Source organism: Pantoea coffeiphila, assembly GCF_016909495.1.
GTDB classification, from domain to species: Bacteria; Pseudomonadota; Gammaproteobacteria; order Enterobacterales; family Enterobacteriaceae; genus Erwinia; species Erwinia coffeiphila.
The window spans coordinates 261,429-282,408 of the sequence record NZ_JAFBFW010000005.1; the positions used below are offsets into that span (position 1 = coordinate 261,429).

General features: G+C 55.6%; 20 protein-coding genes and 4 tRNA genes. 12 read left to right on the plus strand and 12 right to left on the minus strand.

Annotated elements, in window-relative coordinates:
• Positions 1-41: 41 nt before the first annotated feature.
• Positions 42-2,258: a TonB-dependent receptor gene (locus tag JOE09_RS17485; RefSeq protein ID WP_205066639.1), complete on the plus strand. Its 2,217-nt coding sequence runs from the start codon at positions 42-44 to the stop codon at positions 2,256-2,258.
• Positions 2,259-2,357: 99 nt separating this feature from the next.
• Here JOE09_RS17485 and JOE09_RS17490 read toward each other — a convergent pair whose 3' ends face one another.
• Positions 2,358-3,047: a hypothetical protein gene (locus JOE09_RS17490; protein WP_205066640.1), complete on the minus strand. Its 690-nt coding sequence runs from the start codon at positions 3,045-3,047 to the stop codon at positions 2,358-2,360.
• A gap of 331 nt (positions 3,048-3,378) precedes the next feature.
• Between JOE09_RS17490 and JOE09_RS17495 the strand changes: the two genes are divergently transcribed.
• The gene (locus tag JOE09_RS17495) at positions 3,379-4,395 is read left to right on the plus strand and encodes a linear amide C-N hydrolase (RefSeq protein WP_234480028.1); all 1,017 of its coding nucleotides are present in this window, start codon (positions 3,379-3,381) and stop codon (positions 4,393-4,395) included.
• 293 nt (positions 4,396-4,688) lie between these two features.
• On the opposite strand, the gene JOE09_RS17500 is transcribed toward JOE09_RS17495, so the two are convergent.
• From JOE09_RS17500 to yjjJ, 3 genes are all read right to left on the minus strand, one after another.
• Positions 4,689-5,276, minus strand: a complete 588-nt coding sequence (locus JOE09_RS17500) for a hypothetical protein (RefSeq protein WP_205066641.1) — start codon at positions 5,274-5,276, stop codon at positions 4,689-4,691.
• Between the two features lie 27 nt (positions 5,277-5,303).
• Positions 5,304-5,813, minus strand: a complete 510-nt coding sequence (locus JOE09_RS17505) for a hypothetical protein (RefSeq protein ID WP_239553154.1) — start codon at positions 5,811-5,813, stop codon at positions 5,304-5,306.
• A 74-nt stretch (positions 5,814-5,887) separates the two neighbouring features.
• On the minus strand, positions 5,888-7,192 hold the full coding sequence (gene yjjJ, locus JOE09_RS17510) for a type II toxin-antitoxin system HipA family toxin YjjJ (RefSeq protein WP_205066642.1): 1,305 nt from the start codon (positions 7,190-7,192) through the stop codon (positions 5,888-5,890).
• Positions 7,193-7,286: 94 nt separating this feature from the next.
• Here yjjJ and JOE09_RS17515 point away from each other — a divergent pair, with 94 nt between their 5' ends.
• On the plus strand, positions 7,287-7,484 hold the full coding sequence (locus JOE09_RS17515) for a hypothetical protein (protein WP_205066643.1): 198 nt from the start codon (positions 7,287-7,289) through the stop codon (positions 7,482-7,484).
• 34 nt (positions 7,485-7,518) lie between these two features.
• Here the strand turns inward: JOE09_RS17515 and JOE09_RS17520 are convergent.
• A tRNA-Ile gene (locus JOE09_RS17520) sits at positions 7,519-7,594 on the minus strand.
• A 659-nt stretch (positions 7,595-8,253) separates the two neighbouring features.
• Between JOE09_RS17520 and JOE09_RS17525 the strand changes: the two genes are divergently transcribed.
• From JOE09_RS17525 to JOE09_RS17540, 4 genes are all read left to right on the plus strand, one after another.
• Positions 8,254-9,645, plus strand: a complete 1,392-nt coding sequence (locus JOE09_RS17525; RefSeq protein WP_205066644.1) for an MFS transporter — start codon at positions 8,254-8,256, stop codon at positions 9,643-9,645.
• 24 nt (positions 9,646-9,669) lie between these two features.
• A complete protein-coding gene (locus JOE09_RS17530; protein ID WP_205066645.1) occupies positions 9,670-10,734 on the plus strand; it encodes a LacI family DNA-binding transcriptional regulator in 1,065 nt (354 codons plus the stop codon).
• Positions 10,731-11,726, plus strand: coding sequence for a nucleoside hydrolase (locus tag JOE09_RS17535; RefSeq protein ID WP_205066646.1), 996 nt, complete (start codon positions 10,731-10,733; stop codon positions 11,724-11,726). Before JOE09_RS17530 ends, JOE09_RS17535 begins: the two co-directional genes overlap by 4 nt.
• Before the next feature lie 357 nt (positions 11,727-12,083).
• Positions 12,084-13,319, plus strand: coding sequence for an MFS transporter (locus JOE09_RS17540; protein ID WP_205066647.1), 1,236 nt, complete (start codon positions 12,084-12,086; stop codon positions 13,317-13,319).
• Positions 13,320-13,351: 32 nt separating this feature from the next.
• On the opposite strand, the gene JOE09_RS17545 is transcribed toward JOE09_RS17540, so the two are convergent.
• Together JOE09_RS17545 and JOE09_RS17550 are read right to left on the minus strand one after the other, a co-directional pair.
• Positions 13,352-13,819, minus strand: a complete 468-nt coding sequence (locus JOE09_RS17545; protein WP_205066648.1) for a YbaK/EbsC family protein — start codon at positions 13,817-13,819, stop codon at positions 13,352-13,354.
• A gap of 12 nt (positions 13,820-13,831) precedes the next feature.
• Complete coding sequence (locus tag JOE09_RS17550) at positions 13,832-14,950, minus strand: GGDEF domain-containing protein (protein ID WP_205066649.1); 1,119 nt, start codon at positions 14,948-14,950, stop codon at positions 13,832-13,834.
• 247 nt (positions 14,951-15,197) lie between these two features.
• On the opposite strand from JOE09_RS17550, the gene JOE09_RS17555 reads away from it, so the two are divergent.
• Positions 15,198-15,482, plus strand: a complete 285-nt coding sequence (locus JOE09_RS17555; protein WP_205066650.1) for a DUF1435 domain-containing protein — start codon at positions 15,198-15,200, stop codon at positions 15,480-15,482.
• Between the two features lie 143 nt (positions 15,483-15,625).
• Here the strand turns inward: JOE09_RS17555 and JOE09_RS17560 are convergent.
• From JOE09_RS17560 to rsmC, 4 genes are all read right to left on the minus strand, one after another.
• Positions 15,626-15,712 (minus strand) — tRNA-Leu (locus JOE09_RS17560).
• 35 nt (positions 15,713-15,747) lie between these two features.
• A tRNA-Leu gene (locus JOE09_RS17565) sits at positions 15,748-15,834 on the minus strand.
• Positions 15,835-15,867: 33 nt separating this feature from the next.
• Positions 15,868-15,954 (minus strand) — tRNA-Leu (locus tag JOE09_RS17570).
• 176 nt (positions 15,955-16,130) lie between these two features.
• Positions 16,131-17,165, minus strand: coding sequence for a 16S rRNA (guanine(1207)-N(2))-methyltransferase RsmC (rsmC, locus tag JOE09_RS17575; RefSeq protein WP_205066651.1), 1,035 nt, complete (start codon positions 17,163-17,165; stop codon positions 16,131-16,133).
• 104 nt (positions 17,166-17,269) lie between these two features.
• On the opposite strand from rsmC, the gene JOE09_RS17580 reads away from it, so the two are divergent.
• Genes JOE09_RS17580 through yjjG form a run of 3 tightly spaced genes read left to right on the plus strand, consistent with a single transcriptional unit; the run spans position 17,270 to position 18,789 of the window.
• Positions 17,270-17,692 (plus strand): DNA polymerase III subunit psi, encoded by a 423-nt coding sequence (locus JOE09_RS17580; RefSeq protein ID WP_105595805.1) that lies wholly within the window; start codon positions 17,270-17,272, stop codon positions 17,690-17,692.
• Positions 17,655-18,095, plus strand: a complete 441-nt coding sequence (gene rimI / locus JOE09_RS17585; protein WP_205066652.1) for a ribosomal protein S18-alanine N-acetyltransferase — start codon at positions 17,655-17,657, stop codon at positions 18,093-18,095. The genes JOE09_RS17580 and rimI overlap by 38 nt, the downstream gene beginning before the upstream one ends.
• Positions 18,096-18,108: 13 nt before the next feature.
• Positions 18,109-18,789, plus strand: coding sequence for a pyrimidine 5'-nucleotidase (yjjG, locus tag JOE09_RS17590; protein ID WP_205066653.1), 681 nt, complete (start codon positions 18,109-18,111; stop codon positions 18,787-18,789).
• Positions 18,790-19,270: 481 nt separating this feature from the next.
• Here yjjG and yghU read toward each other — a convergent pair whose 3' ends face one another.
• Positions 19,271-20,122 (minus strand): glutathione-dependent disulfide-bond oxidoreductase, encoded by an 852-nt coding sequence (gene yghU / locus JOE09_RS17595; protein ID WP_205066654.1) that lies wholly within the window; start codon positions 20,120-20,122, stop codon positions 19,271-19,273.
• 169 nt (positions 20,123-20,291) lie between these two features.
• Between yghU and JOE09_RS17600 the strand changes: the two genes are divergently transcribed.
• Positions 20,292-20,939 (plus strand): DNA-3-methyladenine glycosylase I, encoded by a 648-nt coding sequence (locus tag JOE09_RS17600; protein WP_205066655.1) that lies wholly within the window; start codon positions 20,292-20,294, stop codon positions 20,937-20,939.
• Positions 20,940-20,980 lie beyond the last annotated feature (41 nt).

Sequence of the window (20,980 nt, forward strand, 5' to 3'; positions counted from 1 at the left end):
AATAATAAGTATTATCATTCCATACACAGACAGGATAAGAGATGTCCGCTTCATATTCCCCCTCTGGCCGATTCCGCCTGAAACTGCTGGCGCTGGCCGTCGGCGCTGCAACGTTGCCAGCCATGGCAGCAACCGAAACCCGTCAAACCGCAACCTCCCCAGCCAGCAACGAGCAGACACTGACGGTCACCGCGACTGCTGATTCTCAGTTCACTCCAGGCGGCGATAAGCTGGTTCCTGCCTATCTTGACGGGCAGGTAGCGAACGGCGGCCGCATGGGGATGCTGGGCCAGCAGGACGCGCGTAATGTGCCGTTTAACATCGTCAGCTACACCTCCAAACTGATTCAGGATCAGCAGGCCAAAACCATCAAAGATGTGGTCGCTAACGATGCGTCGATCCAGAACGTGCAGGGCTACGGTAACTTTGCGGAGACCTACCGCATTCGCGGCTTCGATCTCAACGGCGATGACATGACCTTCGGCGGCCTGTCCGGTGTGATGCCGCGCCAGGTGGTATCGACCCAGATGGTGGAGCGTGTTGAGGTGTTCAAAGGTGCCAATGCGCTGATGAACGGCAGCGCGTCGAGCGGCGTGGGCGGGATGATTAACCTCGAACCTAAACACGCGGATGATGTGCCGTTGACCCGCGTAGGCGTTGACTACACCGGCAAAAACCAGCTGGGTGCCAGCATTGATGCCGGTCGCCGCTTTGGCGACAACAATCAGTGGGGCGCGCGCGTTAACCTGCTGGACCGAGAAGGCGAAACCGCGGTGGATAATGAGAAACGCCGCACCACGCTGGCCTCCATCGGCCTGGACTATCGCGGCGATCGGCTGCGCACCTCCCTCGATATGGGTTATCAGAAGCAGGCCTTCCACGGCGGTCGGCTGGGCGTGAACGTCAGCGGCGTGGATTTCATTCCTGAAGTACCGAAAGCCACCAGTAACTACAGCCAGGACTGGGTATACAGTAACCTGGAAAGCGAATTCGGCATGGCGCGCGCGGAGTATTACGTTGCCCCGGACTGGACGCTGTACGGTGCGCTCGGCGGGCAGCACTCTCACGAATACGGTGCCTACGGCACGCCGAAACTTACGGATGCCAGCGGCAATGCGGTGATTGGCCGTATGGATACCAATAAATTTGTCGATGCCTTCAGCGGTCAGGCCGGTATTCGCGGCCAGTTTGCCACCGGCGTGGTGAACCACAGCGTTAACCTCGGCTATTCGGCGATGAACCGTCGTGAGAAAACCTCCTACGGCATGGCGAAAGCGGCCGAAGCCGTTGGCACCAATATTTATGAGCCTTCCGCCGTTAACCCGCCGGAGATGACCTCATTCGGTGGCGATCTCAACTCTCCGCGCCCAACCAGTCGCGTGCGCAGCCAGGGATTCCTGCTGTCGGATACGCTGGGAATGTTTGACGACAAGCTGCTGCTGACCCTGGGTGCTCGCCATCAGAAAGTGGTGGTGCGCAACTACTATTACGGTACGGCAATTGAGAAGGACAAAGAGCGCTTCACCAAAAATCGCTGGACGCCTGCCTACGGTATCGTGTTCAAACCGTGGGAGTCGATTTCTCTCTACGCTAACCACATCGAGTCGCTGTCTCCGGGCGAGACGGCACCGTCAACGGCTACGGCTAATCCGGGTACCGTTTCTGGTATCTCGCTGGCGAAGCAGAATGAAGTGGGCGTGAAGTTTGATTCAGGCCGGGTCGGCGGCTCGCTGGCGCTGTTTGAAATCAAAAAGCCGAAAGGGCTGACCAACCCTGAAACCAAATACTTCTCGCTGGACGGCGAGCAGCGTAACCGTGGCGTGGAGCTGAACGTCTTCGGCGAGCCGGTATTTGGCCTGCGCCTGAACGGCAGCGCGACCTGGCTCGATCCGAAAATGACCAAAACTCAGAACGGCACCAACGACGGTAAGAACGCGGTGGGCGTAGCCGAGTTTTACACCGTGCTGGGCGCGGAGTATGACATCAAGCCAATCGACGGTCTGACCGCCACCGCGCGCCTGACCCACTCCGGTTCGCAATATGCCAACGCGGCGAACACCAAAAAGCTGGATGCGTATACCACGCTGGATCTCGGTGCGCGCTACCGCATGAAGGTGCAGGACAACGACCTGGTCTGGCGCGTGGGCGTGGATAACGTCACCAATAAACGCTACTGGTCTGGCGTGGAGAGCGGCGGCACCTATATTTACCAGGGCACGCCGCGACAGTTGAAAGTGTCGATGTCTTACGACTTCTGATGACGTAAGTATTTAAAGTACTGCACGACTGCGGAAATGCCCGGCCTTAACAGGCTGGGCATTTTTTTTAACTTAATGAAGAAGAGGGAGAGGTCAGCGTTAGAAACGCCACGTTACCCCAATAGCCGGGCCGCGCAGCAGGGTGTCATAGACGTGGCCGTTATGGTCGTAATCCACTTTCAGCGCCTTATAGCCTACCGATGCCGAGATATTATCCGTAAAGGTGTAGTTGATGCTGGCCAGCACCGACCAGGTGAGGTCGGCCCCCATACCAAACCCGCCCACATCGGCCTCTGTCTGGAACGAAAAATCGTTCGTCAGCGGCAGGAACACGCGTGCACCGACCAGCGGATCGACCCAGCTGAAACTCTCACCGTACGAGGCGGTTCGGCTGCCAATCAGCGAATGGCTGGCCGACACGGTGATATCGTTAGACACGTGCCATACGCGCATGCCGCCGAGCAGATCGAGAGTAAAATCAGGCGTTTCCATTACGCGATAACCGCCCAGCAAAGTGGCCATAAACTGTCGGCTATCCACTTTTGCGTCAACGTTAGATCCGGGCGGGATAGTCACGCCGAATCCCGGGATCTGGAATGCGGAGAGCGGGCCGCTGGCGTGGCTGTCTGTGGTATCGACATACATCAGATTTCCGGAGAAGACGAAACGATCGTAGCGCGCCCAGATATCAAGGAATCCCCCAAAGTTCAGATCGTCCATCACCTCTGAAAAAGGCTTATCCACATCCACCGTCGAACCGCGCTGAAACGGCGAGATACTGCCGCTCATGCTTGCCGCCCACAGAAACGGCGTGACCTGAAAGGCCCAGTCCGGTTTTTCTGATGTGTTGATGAGTGGTCGGTCGGGAGTCGTGAGGGCTGAGGGGGCCGCACCGGCTGCCTGAAATCCGTAGAGAGGCAGTATGGCTAAGACGGCAAGTCGTTTCAAAGCATCGTCCCTTTTATAAAATTTATTAACGGTATTGGGTAAAATAATGCCAGTTACTGTTACATTAACATACCGTTTTTGGGAACTTCACACAGAAAAAACACAGGGAAACAGAGCGATGATTTTGAAAAAGAACTCATTTTTTGCGAAGTGTAGCGCAGCGCTTCTGACGATGGGCATGCTGATGCCGACGGTGGAAGCATGCACGCGGCTTGTCTATCTGGGCGCAAACGACCAGGTGATCACCGCGCGTTCGATGGACTGGAAGGTGGATGTCGGCACCAATCTGTGGATTTTCCCGCGCGGCATGCAGCGCACCGGTGAAGCCGGGCCAAATTCCGTTAAGTGGACCTCGAAATACGGCAGCGTGATCGCCTCCGGCTACGATATCTCTACCACCGACGGTATGAACGAAGCCGGGCTGGTGGCGAATGTGCTGTGGCTGGTGGAGTCTTCTTATCCAAAATACGACAGCAAAAAACCGGGCCTGACGATCGCCGCCTGGGCGCAGTACGCGCTGGATAATTTCGCCACCGTTCAGGAAGCGGTTGATGTGCTGAGTAAAGAACCGTTCAGCATCGTCACCGACAAAGTGCCGGGGGAAGATCGGTTGGCCACGCTGCACCTCTCGCTGTCTGACGCTACCGGTGACAGTGCGATTATCGAATATATCGATGGTAAACAGGTTATTCACCACAGCCGTAGCTATCAGGTGATGACCAACTCACCGATTTTTGAGAAACAGCTGGCAATGGAAGAGTACTGGAAGCAGATTGGCGGCACGGTGATGCTGCCGGGTACTAACAGCGCGCCGGACCGCTTTGCCCGCGCCAGTTTCTACGTTAACGCGATCCCTAAATCTGAAAACGCGGTTGAAGCCATCGCCAGTACCTTTAGCGTGATCCGCAATGTGTCCGTGCCTTACGGTATCTCAACGCCCGGCCAGCCGAATATCTCCTCCACGCGCTGGCGGACCGTCTCCGATCAGAAGCGCGGGCTTTACTTCTTCGAGTCTGCGCTGACGCCGAACGTGTTCTGGACCGACCTGAAAAAGATCGATTTCTCGGAAAAAACCGGCAGGGTGATGAAGCTCGACCTGGGGCCAAACCAGACCAACATCTATTCAGGCATGGCCAACGACCATTATAAAGAGGCGAAGCCGTTTACCTTCCTCGGGTTGAAAATGTAGTTCAGTTAACAGCTGGTTTTATTGTTGTTGGCGGAAGCATTCATGGTGATGCGGGGGAAATGTTTTCTGGAATAGTGTGCTCGCGCTGGCTGGTTGATGGCCCGCTCGGGGCATCAGTCAGCCTGCTTTGTGACTTTTGCGTTGCCTGCTGCACTTTAGACAAAACAAGCGATTATGAGTCCCAACTTAATTCATTTAGAAACAATGAATTACTGTGATTTCAACGGCCTGAGTCGTTGAATGCTGTTTAATACCATTGCATAGTTCTGTGCTCTGCTGCCGTTTTGCTGCCATTACCGATTCGGCAGCGGCTCGTCGGCAAGCCAGCTGAGCCACTGATCTTTTGACAGTACCAGGGCACAGGGACGGACTGACGTTCTGATATACGCCAGAATTTCAGCATCGGTCATTGTTGATGCAGTGGAAGGGTAGCCAATGCCGTCATCGAACAGATAGAAGTAAAGCCAGTTTAGATGCTGACAGATTTTACTCACCAATTTCGGGTTGGCTTCTACCCAGTAATCAACGAAAAAACGCAGGTGGCCTTCAGCGTCCTGCACGGTCTCACAGCGAATCAGATGCTCAAGCTGAATTCTCAACCACACCAGCGTGCTGAGCTTCGTCCCCGGATAGACCAGACCCGCTTCGATCATATACCGACCGAGGTAGTCGCGGATTTCATCCTCATTCGGCGTGGCATCCAGGCCTAACGAAGCGAGGATCAGCAGCGGTTCGGAATGATTGCCGGCAATCACGGCTTCCTCGGCCCACTCCACGATAGCTCTCGCATAATTTTCATTGGCGAGATGACGGGCGGTTTTCCTTAATTCCATCAGGCACAGCAGGTCGTTTAACCTGTCGATGGCGTGAATCGGTGGCATATCAGGCTCGCAGCTCAATAGCGTTGGTCAGGGGGCCGTCATCGCAAAGAGAATAACGGTGCCCAGCGCATTGGTTTTTTTGGAAATGAAAATGTCTTTATCAAACTGAAAATTCCCTTCGGGATAACATATTTTGATATTCCGCCCCAGATCGGGATCGTCAACTCTTGCCCCGGCGCAGGATTTATGGCCGCGCGGGGAATAGGTGTAGCTGGCGGCATAGGCGGAGGTTTCACCGGGAAGATAGTAAGCAACCGTCATTAATGGAATAATGGCTATTACCATTAAAACAATAAACGATCCAAGGAAAAATTTAAGATAATCAATGCGTTTTCCGCTCTTAATTAGCCCGCGATGAAACGCAAAAAGAGAGAGGCAGAGTGATAACCCCAGCGTCATCAGGATAAAGTTTTTTCTGGTGGCATCATTAAGAAAGGTTTCGGCATAAATCCCGCTGCGCCAGACGATAAAACCGAATATCACCAGCAGAACCGCGATGCTGATCGTGAACAGGTAAAGATAGGAATAGTTTTTCATTGTCCCCATTACGGCTTTTTCAGATCCCTCGTTAGCCGAATCATAGCATCACGCCGCTGAGCTGCACTCGCCTTTTATCCCAGGCGGGCGATACGCGAGCTGGCCTCGTTAAGATGGCGGCGTAATACGTCAAGACATGGGGTGAAATTGGCGGAAAAGCGGTTGCAGCTGCTGGCTATAGCATAAAAGTTCTCAGCCAGTTCCAGCGCTTCCTGCCAGGTGTCTCGACTAATGATTTCCGGTAATGACGCCGCCCGAAGCTCGTTCACGATTGCGCCGCCGGCTCTGGGGGCAAACCCCATAGGCAGGATGTCGTAGGCCGGGGCGAGATGATAGGGGCGGCCACGGTCGCTGATGAACGACAGATTGCCGTGGTGCATGTCGGTATTGCCAATCAACATGCCGAATGCCCAAAGCCGTGCGGTGCTGGCTGCCGATTCAGAGTCGACATGTCCTTGCGTAACAAGGTTATTAACCAGAACAGGCCAGGAGGCAGGGGCATTGCCGACAAATTCTGCATCAAGCGCGCGCAGCGAGAAGACGCCAATACGGCCCAGCTGTCCAACGCGGTCGAATCGGGGGATCTCAAGGAAGCGCTGACCGCCAAAATCGAAAACTTCTGTTTCCACACCCAGCACCCCCAGCGCCAGGTGTTCGGCCAGCAGAAGGTCGCGCCAGCGTTCGCTGACCGGATTATTGTCCGGGGCCGAGAATTTCACCAGTACGTGCCCGCGTTCTGTATAGGTACAGAATTTTGGCTGTTCTCCTCCTGCTGATGATCCAGGAGCCTCACCGGCACCCGCTGCCAATGCCAGCGCGGGATACGCCGTGGCGCGCTCAACCGGGGTGGGGTCCGGCATTTCCAGGAAGCGGTTTCGCGCCTGTTCCCCTATCAGCAGGTTGCCGATAGCATCATGGCCCTGTGCGAGCAAAGCTCTGACCACATCGGAATCGATCCACTGCTCTGGATTCATCGGCAGGCCGAGATCGGCCGCATGTGCTGATGCCCAGGCGCGCCCAAGATACCCCTGTGGCCGCATGTCAAACAGCCACCACGGCAGTCCGTCGCTATGGAGACTGACGTTGTCAGTCTGCACCATAACAAATCCCTCAGGCCGAACCGGAATGAGTTCGCCAAGCGGCATGACGCGGCCTTCAGCAGTGATACGGTAAATGGGCGCAGATCTGAATCCGCGCCAGGCGTCGCGCAGGGCATATTGAATAGATGGGCCCGCTCCAATCCGCACAATATCATCCCCCATATCCCTTAATGCACGGGACATCGTTGGTTGGCTGATTTCCAATATTTCAATAAGTTGCCGAGCTTTCATCGGCCCCTGGTTGAGTAACTGGCGTAATGTGTCAGTGCGAACAGGCATAATATTGAATCGCTTTATGAATAGATAAGTGAATAGATAAATGAATGACTATCTTATCAGTTAAATTTTAACCGATCACCTCTCTGGAAGGGGCGTGTGGGTGTTTTTTGATCGGAAAAAGATTGTGTGTGGGGATGGCATCAGGTTGCTGGCGAAGGCATGGGGTAAAAGCGGTAAGGCGGCAAGCAAAGTGGGACCGGTAATGGATTATAACGTTGAAGCAGCAAAGCAATTTCTCTGCCGCCACTTTGCTGCCACTCAAGTCTCAGGCAACAAAAAAGCCACTCAATAGAGTGGCTTAATTATATGATTCTAAAGCTAAAATTTGGTGGCCCCTGCTGGGTTTGAACCAGCGACCAAGCGATTATGAGTCGCCTGCTCTAACCACTGAGCTAAGGGGCCTGAGGCGCAGGATTATAATGGAACTGCGCGCAGCGATCCAGCGTTTACCATTTGTATGTCTATTTTCCAGGCAAACTACGATAGCCCGGAACTGGTTGAATTACAGACAGTTTGAGCACGACGATAGAACGATCCCCCATAGCTAACCTGCGCAATGTGCTTCCATAAATCTTTCCGACCTTCATTTTTCTGTAATATTTTCCCGTTAAAAATCGGGCTGCGCGATTCGGCCGGGTGGAAAACGTTGTGCCTCTGCCGGGCTTTGGTGCGATAGAAAAAGTTGAATTTTTAACCTGTTTTATCCCCTTGATTTTGTTTGTAATTCCATTGGTTTTTCGTGATGAATATCAAGATTAATTAATGAGTTAGTCCTGCTGCCTTGATTTATCTACACGCGTAGATAGAATGCGTGTTGAGTGAAAATTCACGGCGTGGGAAATCCGGCGGCCACGTGAAGGTCAATTTTGTTTCGCGTTACTTATATGACTGGTCGCTTTTGAACCGGCGAGCGCGGAACGAAAAACATGTTCCAACACCAGGGAACCCGTTACCGATCTTTGCTACAGGGCTTTATGTTTCTCTCCCCCGACCGTGTTTTTTCCTCATGCAGGAAGCTCACGGCAGGGGCCTTAAATGGATTTTCAAATCAGGATTTGTCTATGTCTCAACCTAATAGCGTTGCCAAACCCGATACGGTGCCACCTACCGCAGCGGCCGATGAACGTTTAACCACCGAAGAAGGGCGTAAGGATTTTTGGCGTGCGACCCTGTCATGCTGGCTGGGTACAGCCATGGAGTACGCTGACTTTGCGCTGTACGGGTTGGCCGCCGGTATTATCTTTGGCGATGTCTTTTTCCCCGAAGCCAGCCCCTCAATGGCGCTGCTCTCCAGCTTCGCGACCTGGTCGGTGGGCTTTATCGCCCGCCCCATCGGTGCGCTGTTCTTCGGCTGGCTGGGCGATCGCCGTGGCCGAAAAATCGTCATGGTCTCCACCATTATTCTGATGGGCGTTTCAACGACCCTGATTGGCCTGATCCCCTCTTATGCTTCCATCGGACTGTGGGCTCCCGCCTGTCTGGTGATCCTGCGCTTTACTCAGGGTTTCGGAGCCGGGGCGGAGCTTTCCGGCGGTACGGTGATGCTCGGTGAATATGCCCCGGCGCAGCGGCGTGGGCTGGTATCCTCAATTATTGCGCTCGGTTCCAACAGCGGCACGCTGGTTGCGTCGCTGGTGTGGCTGGCGGTGGTGCAGATGGATCAGCAGTCGCTACAGGAGTGGGGCTGGCGTATTCCTTTCCTGTGCAGTTCGCTGATTGCCCTGGTGGCGCTGTGGATACGCCGCCATTTACGCGAAACGCCGGTGTTCGAACGTCAGAAACAGGCGCTACAGCAGCAGCGCTCGCAGGCGCAAAACGCACCGGCAACCACCGATAACCGTGGATTCTGGCAGCGCAGCCGTGCTTTTCTGGTGATGGTCGGCCTGCGAATTGGTGAAAACGGTCCCTCGTATCTGGCTCAGGGGTTTATCATCGGCTACGTGGTAAAAGTGCTGGCCGTAGATAAATCCGTGGCGACGACCGCCGTGTTTATTGCCTCTCTGCTTGGCTTCCTGATTATTCCACTGGCGGGCTGGCTGTCGGACCGCTTTGGCCGCCGGATTACCTATCGCTGCTTCTGCCTGCTGCTAATCCTCTATGCCTTCCCGGCCTTTATGCTGCTCGATTCCCGCGAGCCTGCCGTGGTGATTGCCACTATCGTCACCGGAATGGGGCTGGCATCGCTGGGGATTTTTGGCGTACAGGCGGCGTGGGGAGTAGAGTTGTTCGGCGTGACGCATCGCTACACGAAAATGGCCACGGCGAAAGAGCTGGGATCGATTCTCTCCGGCGGTACGGCACCGCTGGTGGCTGCGGCGCTGCTCTCCTGGACCGGGCACTGGTGGCCGATTGCTACCTACTTCGCGGCGATGGCGGCGATTGGACTGATGACAACGTTTGTTGCACCGGAAACGCGCGGGCGCGATCTCAACGATCCCGACGACGCAATTTAACGACAAAATAAGGATAGCGGCTGAATGGCAGTAAATAATCTGACGAAGTCGGCGGCCGCAAAGCAAAACCCTCATCGAGCCACGCGTGCCGATGTTGCCCGAGAAGCCGGAACGTCGGTGGCCGTGGTCAGCTATGTGATCAATAACGGCCCGCGTCCGGTGGCGGCGACCACGCGCGAACGTGTTTTGGCGGCGATTAAGAAAACCGGCTATCGCCCCAATAATGTGGCGCGGGCGCTGGCCTCCGGCACCACCAAAACCTGGGGCCTGATTGTGCCGAATATCGATAACGCCTTTATCGCTTCGCTGGCCCATGCGCTTCAGCAGGAGGCGCTGGCCAACGATATGGTGATGCTGTTAGGCGATTCGGGTGACAGCCGCAGGCGCGAGCTGCAGCTGATTAATAATATGCTCAGCCAGCAGGTCAGCGGGCTGTTTTATATCAGCGTGGATCGCCACCCTTATACCGATTTACTGCAGGCCAGCGGCACGCCGTTTGTGATGCTGGACAGTGTCGATCCGGCACTGCAGGTCAGCGTACTGCGGGTGGATGAGCGGGAGGCTTCCCGTCAGGTGACCGCTCACCTGTTAAGTCATGGCTACGGCGAGGCGGGGATTATCTGCGGTCCGCTGGAGATGCTGAATACGCAGGAGCGCCTGCTCGGCTGGCGGGAAGCGCTGGCAGAGCACGGCGTGCAGGAAAATCCGCAGTGGATTTTTAGCACGCCCTACACCCGCGAAGGTGGCTATCTGGCGGCAAAAAAAATGTTACAGGGGGCGACGGTGCCGCGTGCGCTGTTTGCTACCAACGAAGCGCAGGCAATTGGCTGTATCCGCGCGCTGAGCGAGCAGGGGCTGAAGGTGCCGGAGGATGTGGCGCTGGTCTGTTTCAACGGCACGCAGCAGTCGGCGTATCACGTGCCTTCGCTGACCACCGTTCGGCAGCCGGTGGCCGAGATAGCCAAAGCGGCGATCGTCATGCTCGCAGAATGGAACGGTAAAGCCATGCTGCGCGAGTTTTCCCACCGGCTGGAGATTGGTGAATCCTGTGGCTGTCAGGCAGCCCCTTATTCCGATAGCGAGTTATGAAGAGATTAATTATTGACTGCGATCCCGGCAACGGGATTGCCGGAGCCAATGTAGACGACGGGCTGGCGATAGCACTGGCGCTGGCGGCTCCGTCGCTTTCACTGGAGCTGATCACAACGGTGGCGGGAAATACCCCCAGCGAGGTGGGATACAGCGTGGCGAAAGATTTGATGCAGCGTACCGGCAGGTCGGTGCCGGTGGTGAAAGGGGCCGACAGGGCGTTGTATGAACCTGCCGGGCCGTGGCGCGAAGTGCTGGATCGCCGGGTAAACGATAATCAACTGGGATATCTGTGGCAGGGGGTACGTCAGCCCGCCAGTTTTGAACCCACGCAGCAGGAGGCGGCGGATGCGATCGGCCAGCTGATTTGCGACAATCCGGGTGAAATTACCCTGGTGGCGATCGGTCCGCTGACCAACGTTGCGCTTGCGCTTCAGCGCTATCCACAGATGGCGCAGGCGGTGCAGGAGATTGCCATTATGGGCGGCGTGTTCGCGCTGGATGATTTTATTAAGGACACCAACTTCGGTATCGATCCAGAGGCGGCGCATCAGGTGCTGACCAGCGGCGCGAATATCACGCTGGTGCCGATGGACGTCACCAGCAAAACGATGATGACCCACGGCGATCTGGATCGTATTGCCCAGCTACCCGGGCCACTGGCCGAATTTGTCAGTGAAACGCTGCGGCCGTGGATTGATTACTCGATGCAGACCCGTCGCCTGCCGGGCTGCTGGATACACGATGCGCTGGTGGTGGCGTGGCTGATTAATCAGGACGTTGCCCGTGCGGCGGATTACTACGTCGATGTTGAACTCCGACCAGGCATGACGCGCGGTAAATCCTGGCGCTACCGCCCGCCGCTGCGGCTGGATGTGGGGATTGACCAGCCCGAGGGGGGACTGATCCACGTGTTGCAGTCCGTGGATAACGATCTGCTGTTATCGATGCTGGAGACGTATCTGGCGATGGCCCAACCTGCCATTCCCTGAATCGATGAAAGCGTGAGGCTGATGCAGCATGGTCTTTCGATTGCACAAGATCGAGGCCGATGCATCAGTATCCTCTGACTTTTATCGTGCAGGCCGGTAAGCGCTATTTCCCTCCTTTGCCAGGCGCCTGGTAAATATGCACCGGTTTCCTCGTTCGTTCAAAAGCGGCCTGGCACTACCTGATCTCGGCGCGGTTTTGACACTGACTCGATGATTACCTGCCTAATAATTACTCGAGAAACAAACTGAAACTTCCGCTTACACCCTGATGATAAGCCTGACAAAAGGGTTCCCTTGGGCTTGTTGTTCACATGCTATAAACAAATAAATAACAAATATCCCCTACAGGACATCCCCATGCTTAACTGGACTTCTACCCAGCGCAATGTGGCGTTCGCCAGCTTTGCCAGCTGGACGCTGGATGCGTTCGACTTCTTTATTCTGGTCTTTGTGCTGAGCGATATTGCCGCCAATTTCCACACCGAAATTTCCGATGTCTCGCTGGCGATCATGCTGACGCTGGCGGTCAGGCCGATTGGTGCACTGCTGTTTGGCCGCCTGGCGGAAAAATACGGGCGACGCCCGATCCTGATGACCAACATCATTATCTTTTCACTGTTTGAGCTGCTTTCCGCCTGGTCGCCGACGCTGGAGTGGTTCCTGATCTTCCGCGTGATCTACGGCGTGGCGATGGGCGGCGTGTGGGGCGTAGCCTCCTCGCTGGCGATGGAAACCATTCCCGATCGCTCGCGCGGACTGATGTCCGGCGTGTTTCAGGCGGGTTATCCCTGCGGCTATCTGCTGGCGTCAATCATCTTCGGCCTGTGCTACAGCATGGTGGGATGGCGCGGGATGTTCCTGATTGGCGCGTTGCCGATCCTGCTGCTGCCGTTTATCTATTTTAAAGTGCCGGAGTCGCCGGTGTGGCTGGCCGCCCGCGAACGTAAGGAGAGCGCGGCGCTGATGCCGGTGCTGCGCAGCCACTGGAAGCTGTGCATCTATCTGGTGCTGCTGATGGCCTGTTTTAATTTCTTCAGCCACGGGACTCAGGATCTCTATCCTACCTTCCTGAAAGTGCAGCACGGCTTCGATCCGCATACGGTCAGCATTATTGCCATCTGCTACAACATTGCGGCAATGCTGGGCGGCATATTCTTCGGTTCACTGTCGGAGAAAATCGGCCGTAAGAAGGCGATGATGATCGCGGCTTTCCTTGCGCTACCGGTGCTGCCGCTGTGGGCGTTTTCCAGCGGCTCGTGGATGATTGGCTGCGGCGCGTTCCTGATGCAGTTTATGGTGCAGGGCGCGTGGGGCGTGGTGCCGACTTATCTGACTGAACTGGTACCGGCCAATGCCCGTGCGGTGCTGCCGGGATTTGTCTATCAGCTGGGGAATCTGATTGCGTCGGTGAATGCCACACTGCAGTCGAAAATTGCCGAAGCGCACGGCAATAACTACGGGCTGGCGATGGCGATCGTTGCGGGAACGGTGGCCGTGCTGATCTGCCTGATTGTCGCCTTTGGGCGTGAAACCCAGGGCGTTAAAATTTCAGGTAGTGAGGACCGGGGGCAGGGCGCAGCGGAAAACCGGTGAGGGGACGACAGCCTGGGGCCGTCGTCGGTAAGTCATTCAGGCGGCTGGCAGACGTCGACCCATTCGGCGTTGGTCAGGGTGGCCATATACTCCGGCGCGATGCGCACCGCGCTGTGGATAGCGCCCGCTGCGGGTAACACTTCCGGATAGTCGCGGAGTGAAATGTCACAATAGACGGTGAGCGGATTTTCCAGACCAAACGGGCAGACGCCGCCAACAGGATGACCGGTCCAGCTCACCACTTCTTCGCCGTTTAGCATGCGGGCTTTCGCACCCAGAGCCTGCTTAAGCTTGCGGTTATCCAGCCGCGCATCGCCACGTGTCACGACCAGCACCACGCGATCTTTCACTTTCAGCGACAGTGTCTTGGCAATCTGCCCCGGTTCAACCTGATGGGCCCGGGCGGCCAGATCGACGGTGGCGGTACTCTCTTCCAGTTCGATAATGGCAATTTCGGGTGCGCGCTCGGCAAAAAACTGCCGTACGGATTCCAGACTCATGTTAATTCTCCTTTATTTTCCGCCGGTCAATACATTCTGAGGCTCGGCGGCCTGTGGCTGGGTGCTGTTCATCAGATCCTGCCAGGACAGCAGCATATTGCGCCCCTGATTTTTGGCCAGATACAGCGCCCGGTCGGCATTGGTCAGCGCGGTGTTAAAATCATCACCTTCCAGCGGGGCAATACCGGCGCTGAGGGTGACGTGGGTCGATACCTTATCGTTAAAGCGGTGGGATATCTCCAGATTAACTACGTACTGACGAATGCGCTCCGCCAGCTGCATGGCGATGGTTTCATTGACGTTGGTCAGCAGCACCAGAAACTCTTCGCCGCCAAAGCGGGTAACGACATCCCGCGATCGTACCGCATCGCGGATGGCGGCAGAAACGCGTATTAACGCCTGATCGCCCATGGTATGGCCGTAGTTGTCGTTGTAGGCCTTGAAATTGTCGATATCCAGCAGCAGGACAAAGTGACTGCCCGAGTGTTTTTCAAGAATGCTTTGCAGGCGGTTATGCAGGCCCCGGCGGTTATATAAGCCGGTGAGCGGGTCCAGCATGCTGAGATCGTTGTAGGACTCTTTTTCTGCGTAAAGCTGGCTGAGCAGACGACGGGTGAAATTATCCAGCCGCCGCAGCATCAGGTGATGAAGGGTAAAACCGACCAGCGGCAGCGTGATGGTAAACAGCATTAACAGTAAATTGCGACCACCATCAAGGATCAGCACGGTCGCGGCGGTCGGCAGGGCGTGCAGGCAAAACGCCAGCAGATGATCCCCTAACGCAATGGCACTAATAAAGAAGACGCTGACCAGGGCAACCAGCAGGTAATTATCGGCGATATAGAACTGATAATGATAGCGGGAGAATATATGCCACGCCCAGAGTAGGCCGGTAAATAAAGCCACGCTATTCAGGCGCTGTATTTGTGCTGCAGGATTAATTAGCAATCTTGCTAGCAATGCCACACTGAATATCGCAATAAGTAATGTGGGGGCACAGGCCGTGAGCGGCGTGTGGCTGGTGGCGCGAAGCGACAAAAATAAAGCAGTAACAATATTTAAAAAAAGAAATAACATTAACGACAGGCGACGCTTGCTGTTAAGCAATTCATCATAGATTTTAGTTTGCATTTTATATACTCGTGACTGCCCTGGAATATCAAAGCATGGCTTGCTGCAGGTGGCAGATGCTTATCAACTGGAATAGTTTAGAGCTGTTATTATTTGATTTTTCTGAATTGTGATCGGAGTCAATCTAACATTTATCGACCAGGCTGTCATCCGCCGGAATAAAGTTTCAACAATGTTGCTGCAAAGTGATAAAAAATATCATATGATATTGGTAATCATTATCATTTAAAATTGTGTGGACACAGCTATGGTAGCCGCAATGATCACTGCGTGTGGACTATGGGGGATAAGCTGGATGATGGGTAAAAGACTTGATAGCGGCTGGGGCGTGCTGCTGCCCTGCACGGTTATGCCACTGATGGCGATGATGGAACTGTCATTTACCGAATGGCGGATGCTGATGGTGGTCGCGTTTCTGGCAACCGTGGTGATGCTGTTTCACAAGCGTTTGCGTCACTATATGCTGTTGCCGTCGTGTATTGCGCTGGTGGGCGGGCTGGCCGCGATTACCGTTAACTTCAGTACGCAATAAGCCGATAATAAGCACCATCAGGGATGATGGATATATCAATACAGACGTTCAGGACGAGTGAGAATAAAACGAATAATACCGGGAGTGAATGACATACTGCTGGGGAAAAGTGCTGGGTGTCTTTCAGAAGGAAGTCATCAACATGGTGCGAAGAGAGGGACTTGAACCCTCACGTCCGTAAGAACACTAACACCTGAAGCTAGCGCGTCTACCAATTCCGCCACCTTCGCGTCCTGTTGATTTTTCTTATTCACATCACCGCATTTGGTGCGAAGAGAGGGACTTGAACCCTCACGTCCGTAAGAACACTAACACCTGAAGCTAGCGCGTCTACCAATTCCGCCACCTTCGCGCAGATGCTGCGTAATATGAATAACATGGTTTTTGGTGCGAAGAGAGGGACTTGAACCCTCACGTCCGTTAAGACACTAACACCTGAAGCTAGCGCGTCTACCAATTCCGCCACCTTCGCATACCCGCAACACAACAACGTTGTATCGCAACCACGGAGGCGCATTCTAGAGATTTTACCAGGTACGTCAACAGTTATTTTTTATTGCTGGATCAATCGCATGAAAAAACAGCGAATGAGAGGTTTTTGGCGGTTTTAAGGTGCTTTCAGGGGACCCTGCGGCCCCCTGGTGACTATTAACGTGATGCTTTCGGCGTGCGGCCTTTAACGGCGCGATACACCTTGAAGCGGCCGTTCTGCAACAGCACTTCATGGCTGCCGAAGGTTTCATCCAGCACCTGCGGATACGGCAGGAAGGCGTTAGCCACAATGCGCAGCTCGCCGCCGGTGTTCAGATGGGTGACCGCACCGCGGATCAACGTCTGTGCCGCATCCAGGCTGGTCTGCATACCATCGTGGAACGGTGGATTGGAAATAATCAGATCGAAGCGCCCGCTAATGCCGGAATAAACGTTACCGGCGACCACGGTACCTTCCAGGCCGTTGGCGGCCAGCGTGGCTTCACTGGCGGCGACGGCGCTGGCGCTGGCATCGGTCAGCGTCAGTCGCACTTTAGGAGAGTGGCTGGCCAGCATGGCGGACAGCACGCCTGCGCCGCAGCCTACGTCCAGCACTTTGCCTTTGGTGTGTGGCGTCAGCGTGGAGAGTAGCAGCTGGCTGCCGACATCCAGTCCATCGCGGCTGAATACGCCCGGCAGGGTTTTGATGGTCAGATCGCCCAGTGCGTAATCTTCCCAGTAGCCGTCGGCATCAAACGTTGGCTGCTGCTCCAGACGGCCGTGGTATAAACCACAGCGGCGAGCGCTGTCGATTTTTTCCAGTTTGGTCCAGTTTTCCAGCATCTGTTCCGCGCTGCGCACGCCGCTGCGGTTTTCACCAATCACAAAGATGTCGGTGCCAACCGGCAGCAGGGCCAGCAGGTTTTGCAGCTGGAACTGGGCTTCCGGCTTGTTTTTCGGCCAGTAGTACACCAGGGTGTCGCAGCCCTCGGCGATCTCTGCCGTAGCCACCAGACCGAAAAGAACGTTTTCACCCATCGCACGGTTCAGGATCTGCCAGTGATGATATTGCTGGGTATGCGCCCGGCTCTGTGCGGTTTCCAGCTGTGCGGGCAGGTCATCCTGCAGATCGCCAGCAAACAGCACGCGGCGTTGGGAAAATTCATCACTGTGGCGCAGTATCACTTCACTGGCCGGGGTAAATGCGGACATCGGTCACTCCTTAAAAATCAGAGCGGCGATTATAGTTGTTTGTTGGCGCAGTTTCGAAGGCTTTGTTACCCTATGCCGGTTACACGGGCAGCCAGACAGGAAAAATGATGTCTTCCAGACGCGACTGGTTATTACAGCAAATGGGTATTACGCAGTATACGCTGCGGCGTCCGCGCGCCCTGCAGGGAGAGATCGCGGTGACCTTACCCGCAGAAACCCGGCTGGTGATTATTGCCGAGGTGCTACCCGCTATGCAGGACCCGCTGGTCGCGGATGTGCTGCGTGCGCTGGAACTGCGCGAACCGCAGGTGCAGATGCTTACGCCTGAACAACTGGCGATGCTGCCGGATGACACCCGCTGTCACAGCTGGTGCTTAGGATTAGATGCTCCGGGCACGCTTGCCGGAACCCACCTTGTTTCGCCGGTGCTGGCGGAGCTTTATCACAATGCCGGTGCCAAACGGGCGCTATGGCAGCAGATTTGCCAACATGAATCAGATTTCTTTACTCACCACGCACGATCTTGATGTCGCGTTTGCTATTGAGCAGCGCAGTCACGCTTTCCCCTGGTCGGAAAAAACCTTTGCCAGCAATCAGGGCGAACGCTATCTGAACTTCCGTCTGGAAGTGGATGGCGTGCTGGCCGCGTTCGCTATCACGCAGGTGGTGCTGGACGAAGCCACGCTGTTTAACCTGGCCGTCGATCCTGCATTCCAGCGCCGTGGCCTGGGCCGTGAGCTGTTGCAGCACCTGATCGCCGAGCTGGAGCAGCGCGGGGTTCTGACCCTCTGGCTGGAGGTTCGCGCCTCTAACCGGCCGGCTATCGCGCTATACGAGCAGCTGGATTTCAATGAGGTGTCGATCCGCCGCAACTACTACCCGACCGCAGACGGCAAAGAAGACGCCGTGATTATGGCCTTAACGATTTAACCGGGAATGACCGATGCTTACCCAATGGGACTGGATTTTATTTGACGCTGACGACACGCTGTTTCACTTCGATGCTTTTGCCGGATTACAGCGGCTTTTTGAGCGATACGACGTGCAGTTCAGCCATGCTGATTTCGATGATTATCAGGCGATTAACAAGCCGCTGTGGGTGGACTATCAGAATGGCGCAATCAGCGCCCTGCAGTTGCAGCATCAGCGTTTCCAGGGCTGGGCGGATCGTTTGCAGGTGACGCCGCACGATCTGAATAGCGGTTTTCTGACCGCCATGGCTGAGATTTGCCTGCCGCTGGAGGGGGCAACGGATCTGCTTAATGCGCTGAAGGGCCGGGTGAAAATGGGCATTATCACCAACGGTTTTACCGCGCTTCAGCAGGCGCGGCTGGAGCGCACCGGCTTCCTCGGCTATTTCGATCTGCTGGTGATTTCCGAGCAGGTGGGCCACGCTAAGCCGCACCCGGCGATTTTTGATTATGCGCTGTCGCAGATGGGCAATCCGCCGCGCGATCGGGTGATGATGGTGGGGGATAATCCGGATTCGGATATTCTCGGCGGGATCAATGCCGGGATGGCGACCTGCTGGCTGAATGCAGACGGGCGCGCTCAGCCGGAGGGGATCAATCCGATGTGGCAGGTGGCGTCGCTGGGTGAGTTGCAGGATAAGTTATTGAGTTAAGGTTGGATTAAGGCGCTTCAATTTCACCGCCTGGCGAATCGCGGGTAGATTAACGCGCTGTATGTTCTGTGCCTGGCTTATCGGGGCTGGCCGGAACGCGGACCCGCTGTTACGTTCCAGTGCTTGGGGAGTTGCTTCAGATTCTGCGTCTGGCGTATCGGGGCTGGCCGGAACGCAGACCCGCTGTCACATCCCTGTTCGCTCGGCCTCGCACATCCATGTGCTCGGACGGTCCGCTTATCCGTCCAGCCCCGATTGCCTGAGTGCTTCAGTGTTGCTGCCTGAAGAACTGATTGCATCTGGCAGCAACGCAATGATTTGAAAGGGGAATCGTTACGGAACAGGTTAGCCGGGTGTCTGCCGCAGGGATGCGGCAGCCAAGCCCCCAGGGAGCGGGTTTACGGCGACCCGGCGATCTGCCCGTAACGGTCGCCCCATTCACTGAACTCACCGCGATCTGCGAACAACGATCGCCCGAACCTTACAGCCCCAATTTCGCAAAATCCGACGCGTCGTGGCGCTCGGCCAGCTGCTGATCCTCCGGACCCCAGGTACGGTTCACGATCCGGCCGCGCTTCACCGCCGGACGCTGCGCAATCTCATCCGCCCAGCGCACCACGTTCTTGTACGACGCCGCATCCAGGAACTCCGCCGCCTCATACATCAGACCCTGCACCAGCGTGCCGTACCACGGCCAGATCGCGATATCAGCAATGCTGTACTCATTACCCGCGATGTAACGATGCTCACCCAACTGCTTATCCAGCAGATCAAGCTGGCGCTTGGCTTCCATCGTAAAGCGATCGATGGCGTATTCGATCTTCACCGGAGCATAATGATAAAAGTGGCCGAAACCGCCGCCGACGTAAGGCGCGGCGCCCTGCAGCCAGAACAGCCAGTTCAGCGTTTCGGTGCGTCCGGCAGGATCTTTTGGCAGGAAGTGGCCAAACTTTTCCGCCAGATAAACCAGAATGGCACCGGACTCGAACACTCGGGTTGCCGGCGTGGTGGTCGTGTCCAGCAGTGCCGGGATCTTGGAATTTGGATTTACCGCAACAAAACCGGATGAGAACTGATCGCCCTCACCGATGCGGATCAGGTGCGCGTCATACTCAGCACCGTGCTCATTCAGTGCCAGCAGTTCCTCCAGCAGAATCGTGACTTTCTGGCCGTTAGGCGTGCCCAGCGAGTACAATTGCAGAGGATGTTTACCGACGGGCAGAGTGGCCTCGTGGCGTGCACCCGCCGTCGGGCGGTTGATGCTGCCCCATGTGCCGCCCAGCGCCTTATTTTCGCTCCAGACTTTTGCTGGCTGATAATCGTTGGTGCTCATAACGCGATACCCTTGTTAAGAAGTGAGTCGGCTCTGATGCCGCAGGTGAAGTAAAAATAGCGGACGGCCACGCTAAAAGCCAAATGCCGCATTTTTCTCTGCTTAGATATAGCATTGCTAACCGAACTGCGTTTATCCGCAACGAGCACCGTAATGGATTGAGGTGAAGATGAAACACGAGAAGAACGATGCGCAACATGAGACGGGATTGATCGTTGATGCAGAAGGCCGTACCTGCTGCTACTGGCAGCCGCAGATGCCCGATTACCACGACGGCGAATGGGGCAGGCCGGTCACTGACGATCGGCTGATTTTTGAAAAGGTCTGCCTGGAAGGCTTTCATTCCGGCATGTCGTGGCAGATGATCTACAACAAGCGTGAAAATTTCCGCCAGGCCTTTGCCGGGTTTGATTTCGAAATCGTGGCGGGCTTTAACGAGGGCGATATCGCCAGGCTGATGGCGGATAAAAGTATTGTTCGCAACCGGGCGAAGATCCTTGCGACCATTAATAATGCGCAGCGCGCGATTGAAATGGTGGCGGAAGCGGGTTCGCTGGCCGCCTGGTTCTGGCAGTTTGAACCAAAGCCGGAAGCTCGCCCGCAGACGGTCGATATTCACTACTGGCAGGGCAATAACACCTCGCCGGAAGCAGAAGCGATGTCGAAAGCGTTAAAAAAACGCGGCTGGCGCTGGGTTGGACCGGTAACCACTTACGCGCTGATGCAGGCGCTGGGGCTGGTGAATGACCACCTTCAGGGCTGCTGCGTGCGCGATATCTGCGAAGCGGAAAGAGGGCGGCTGAAACGACCTGGTTGAGCAGCGGCGAGTCTTTCGGGCGATTAAGCGGCGTTCTGCAT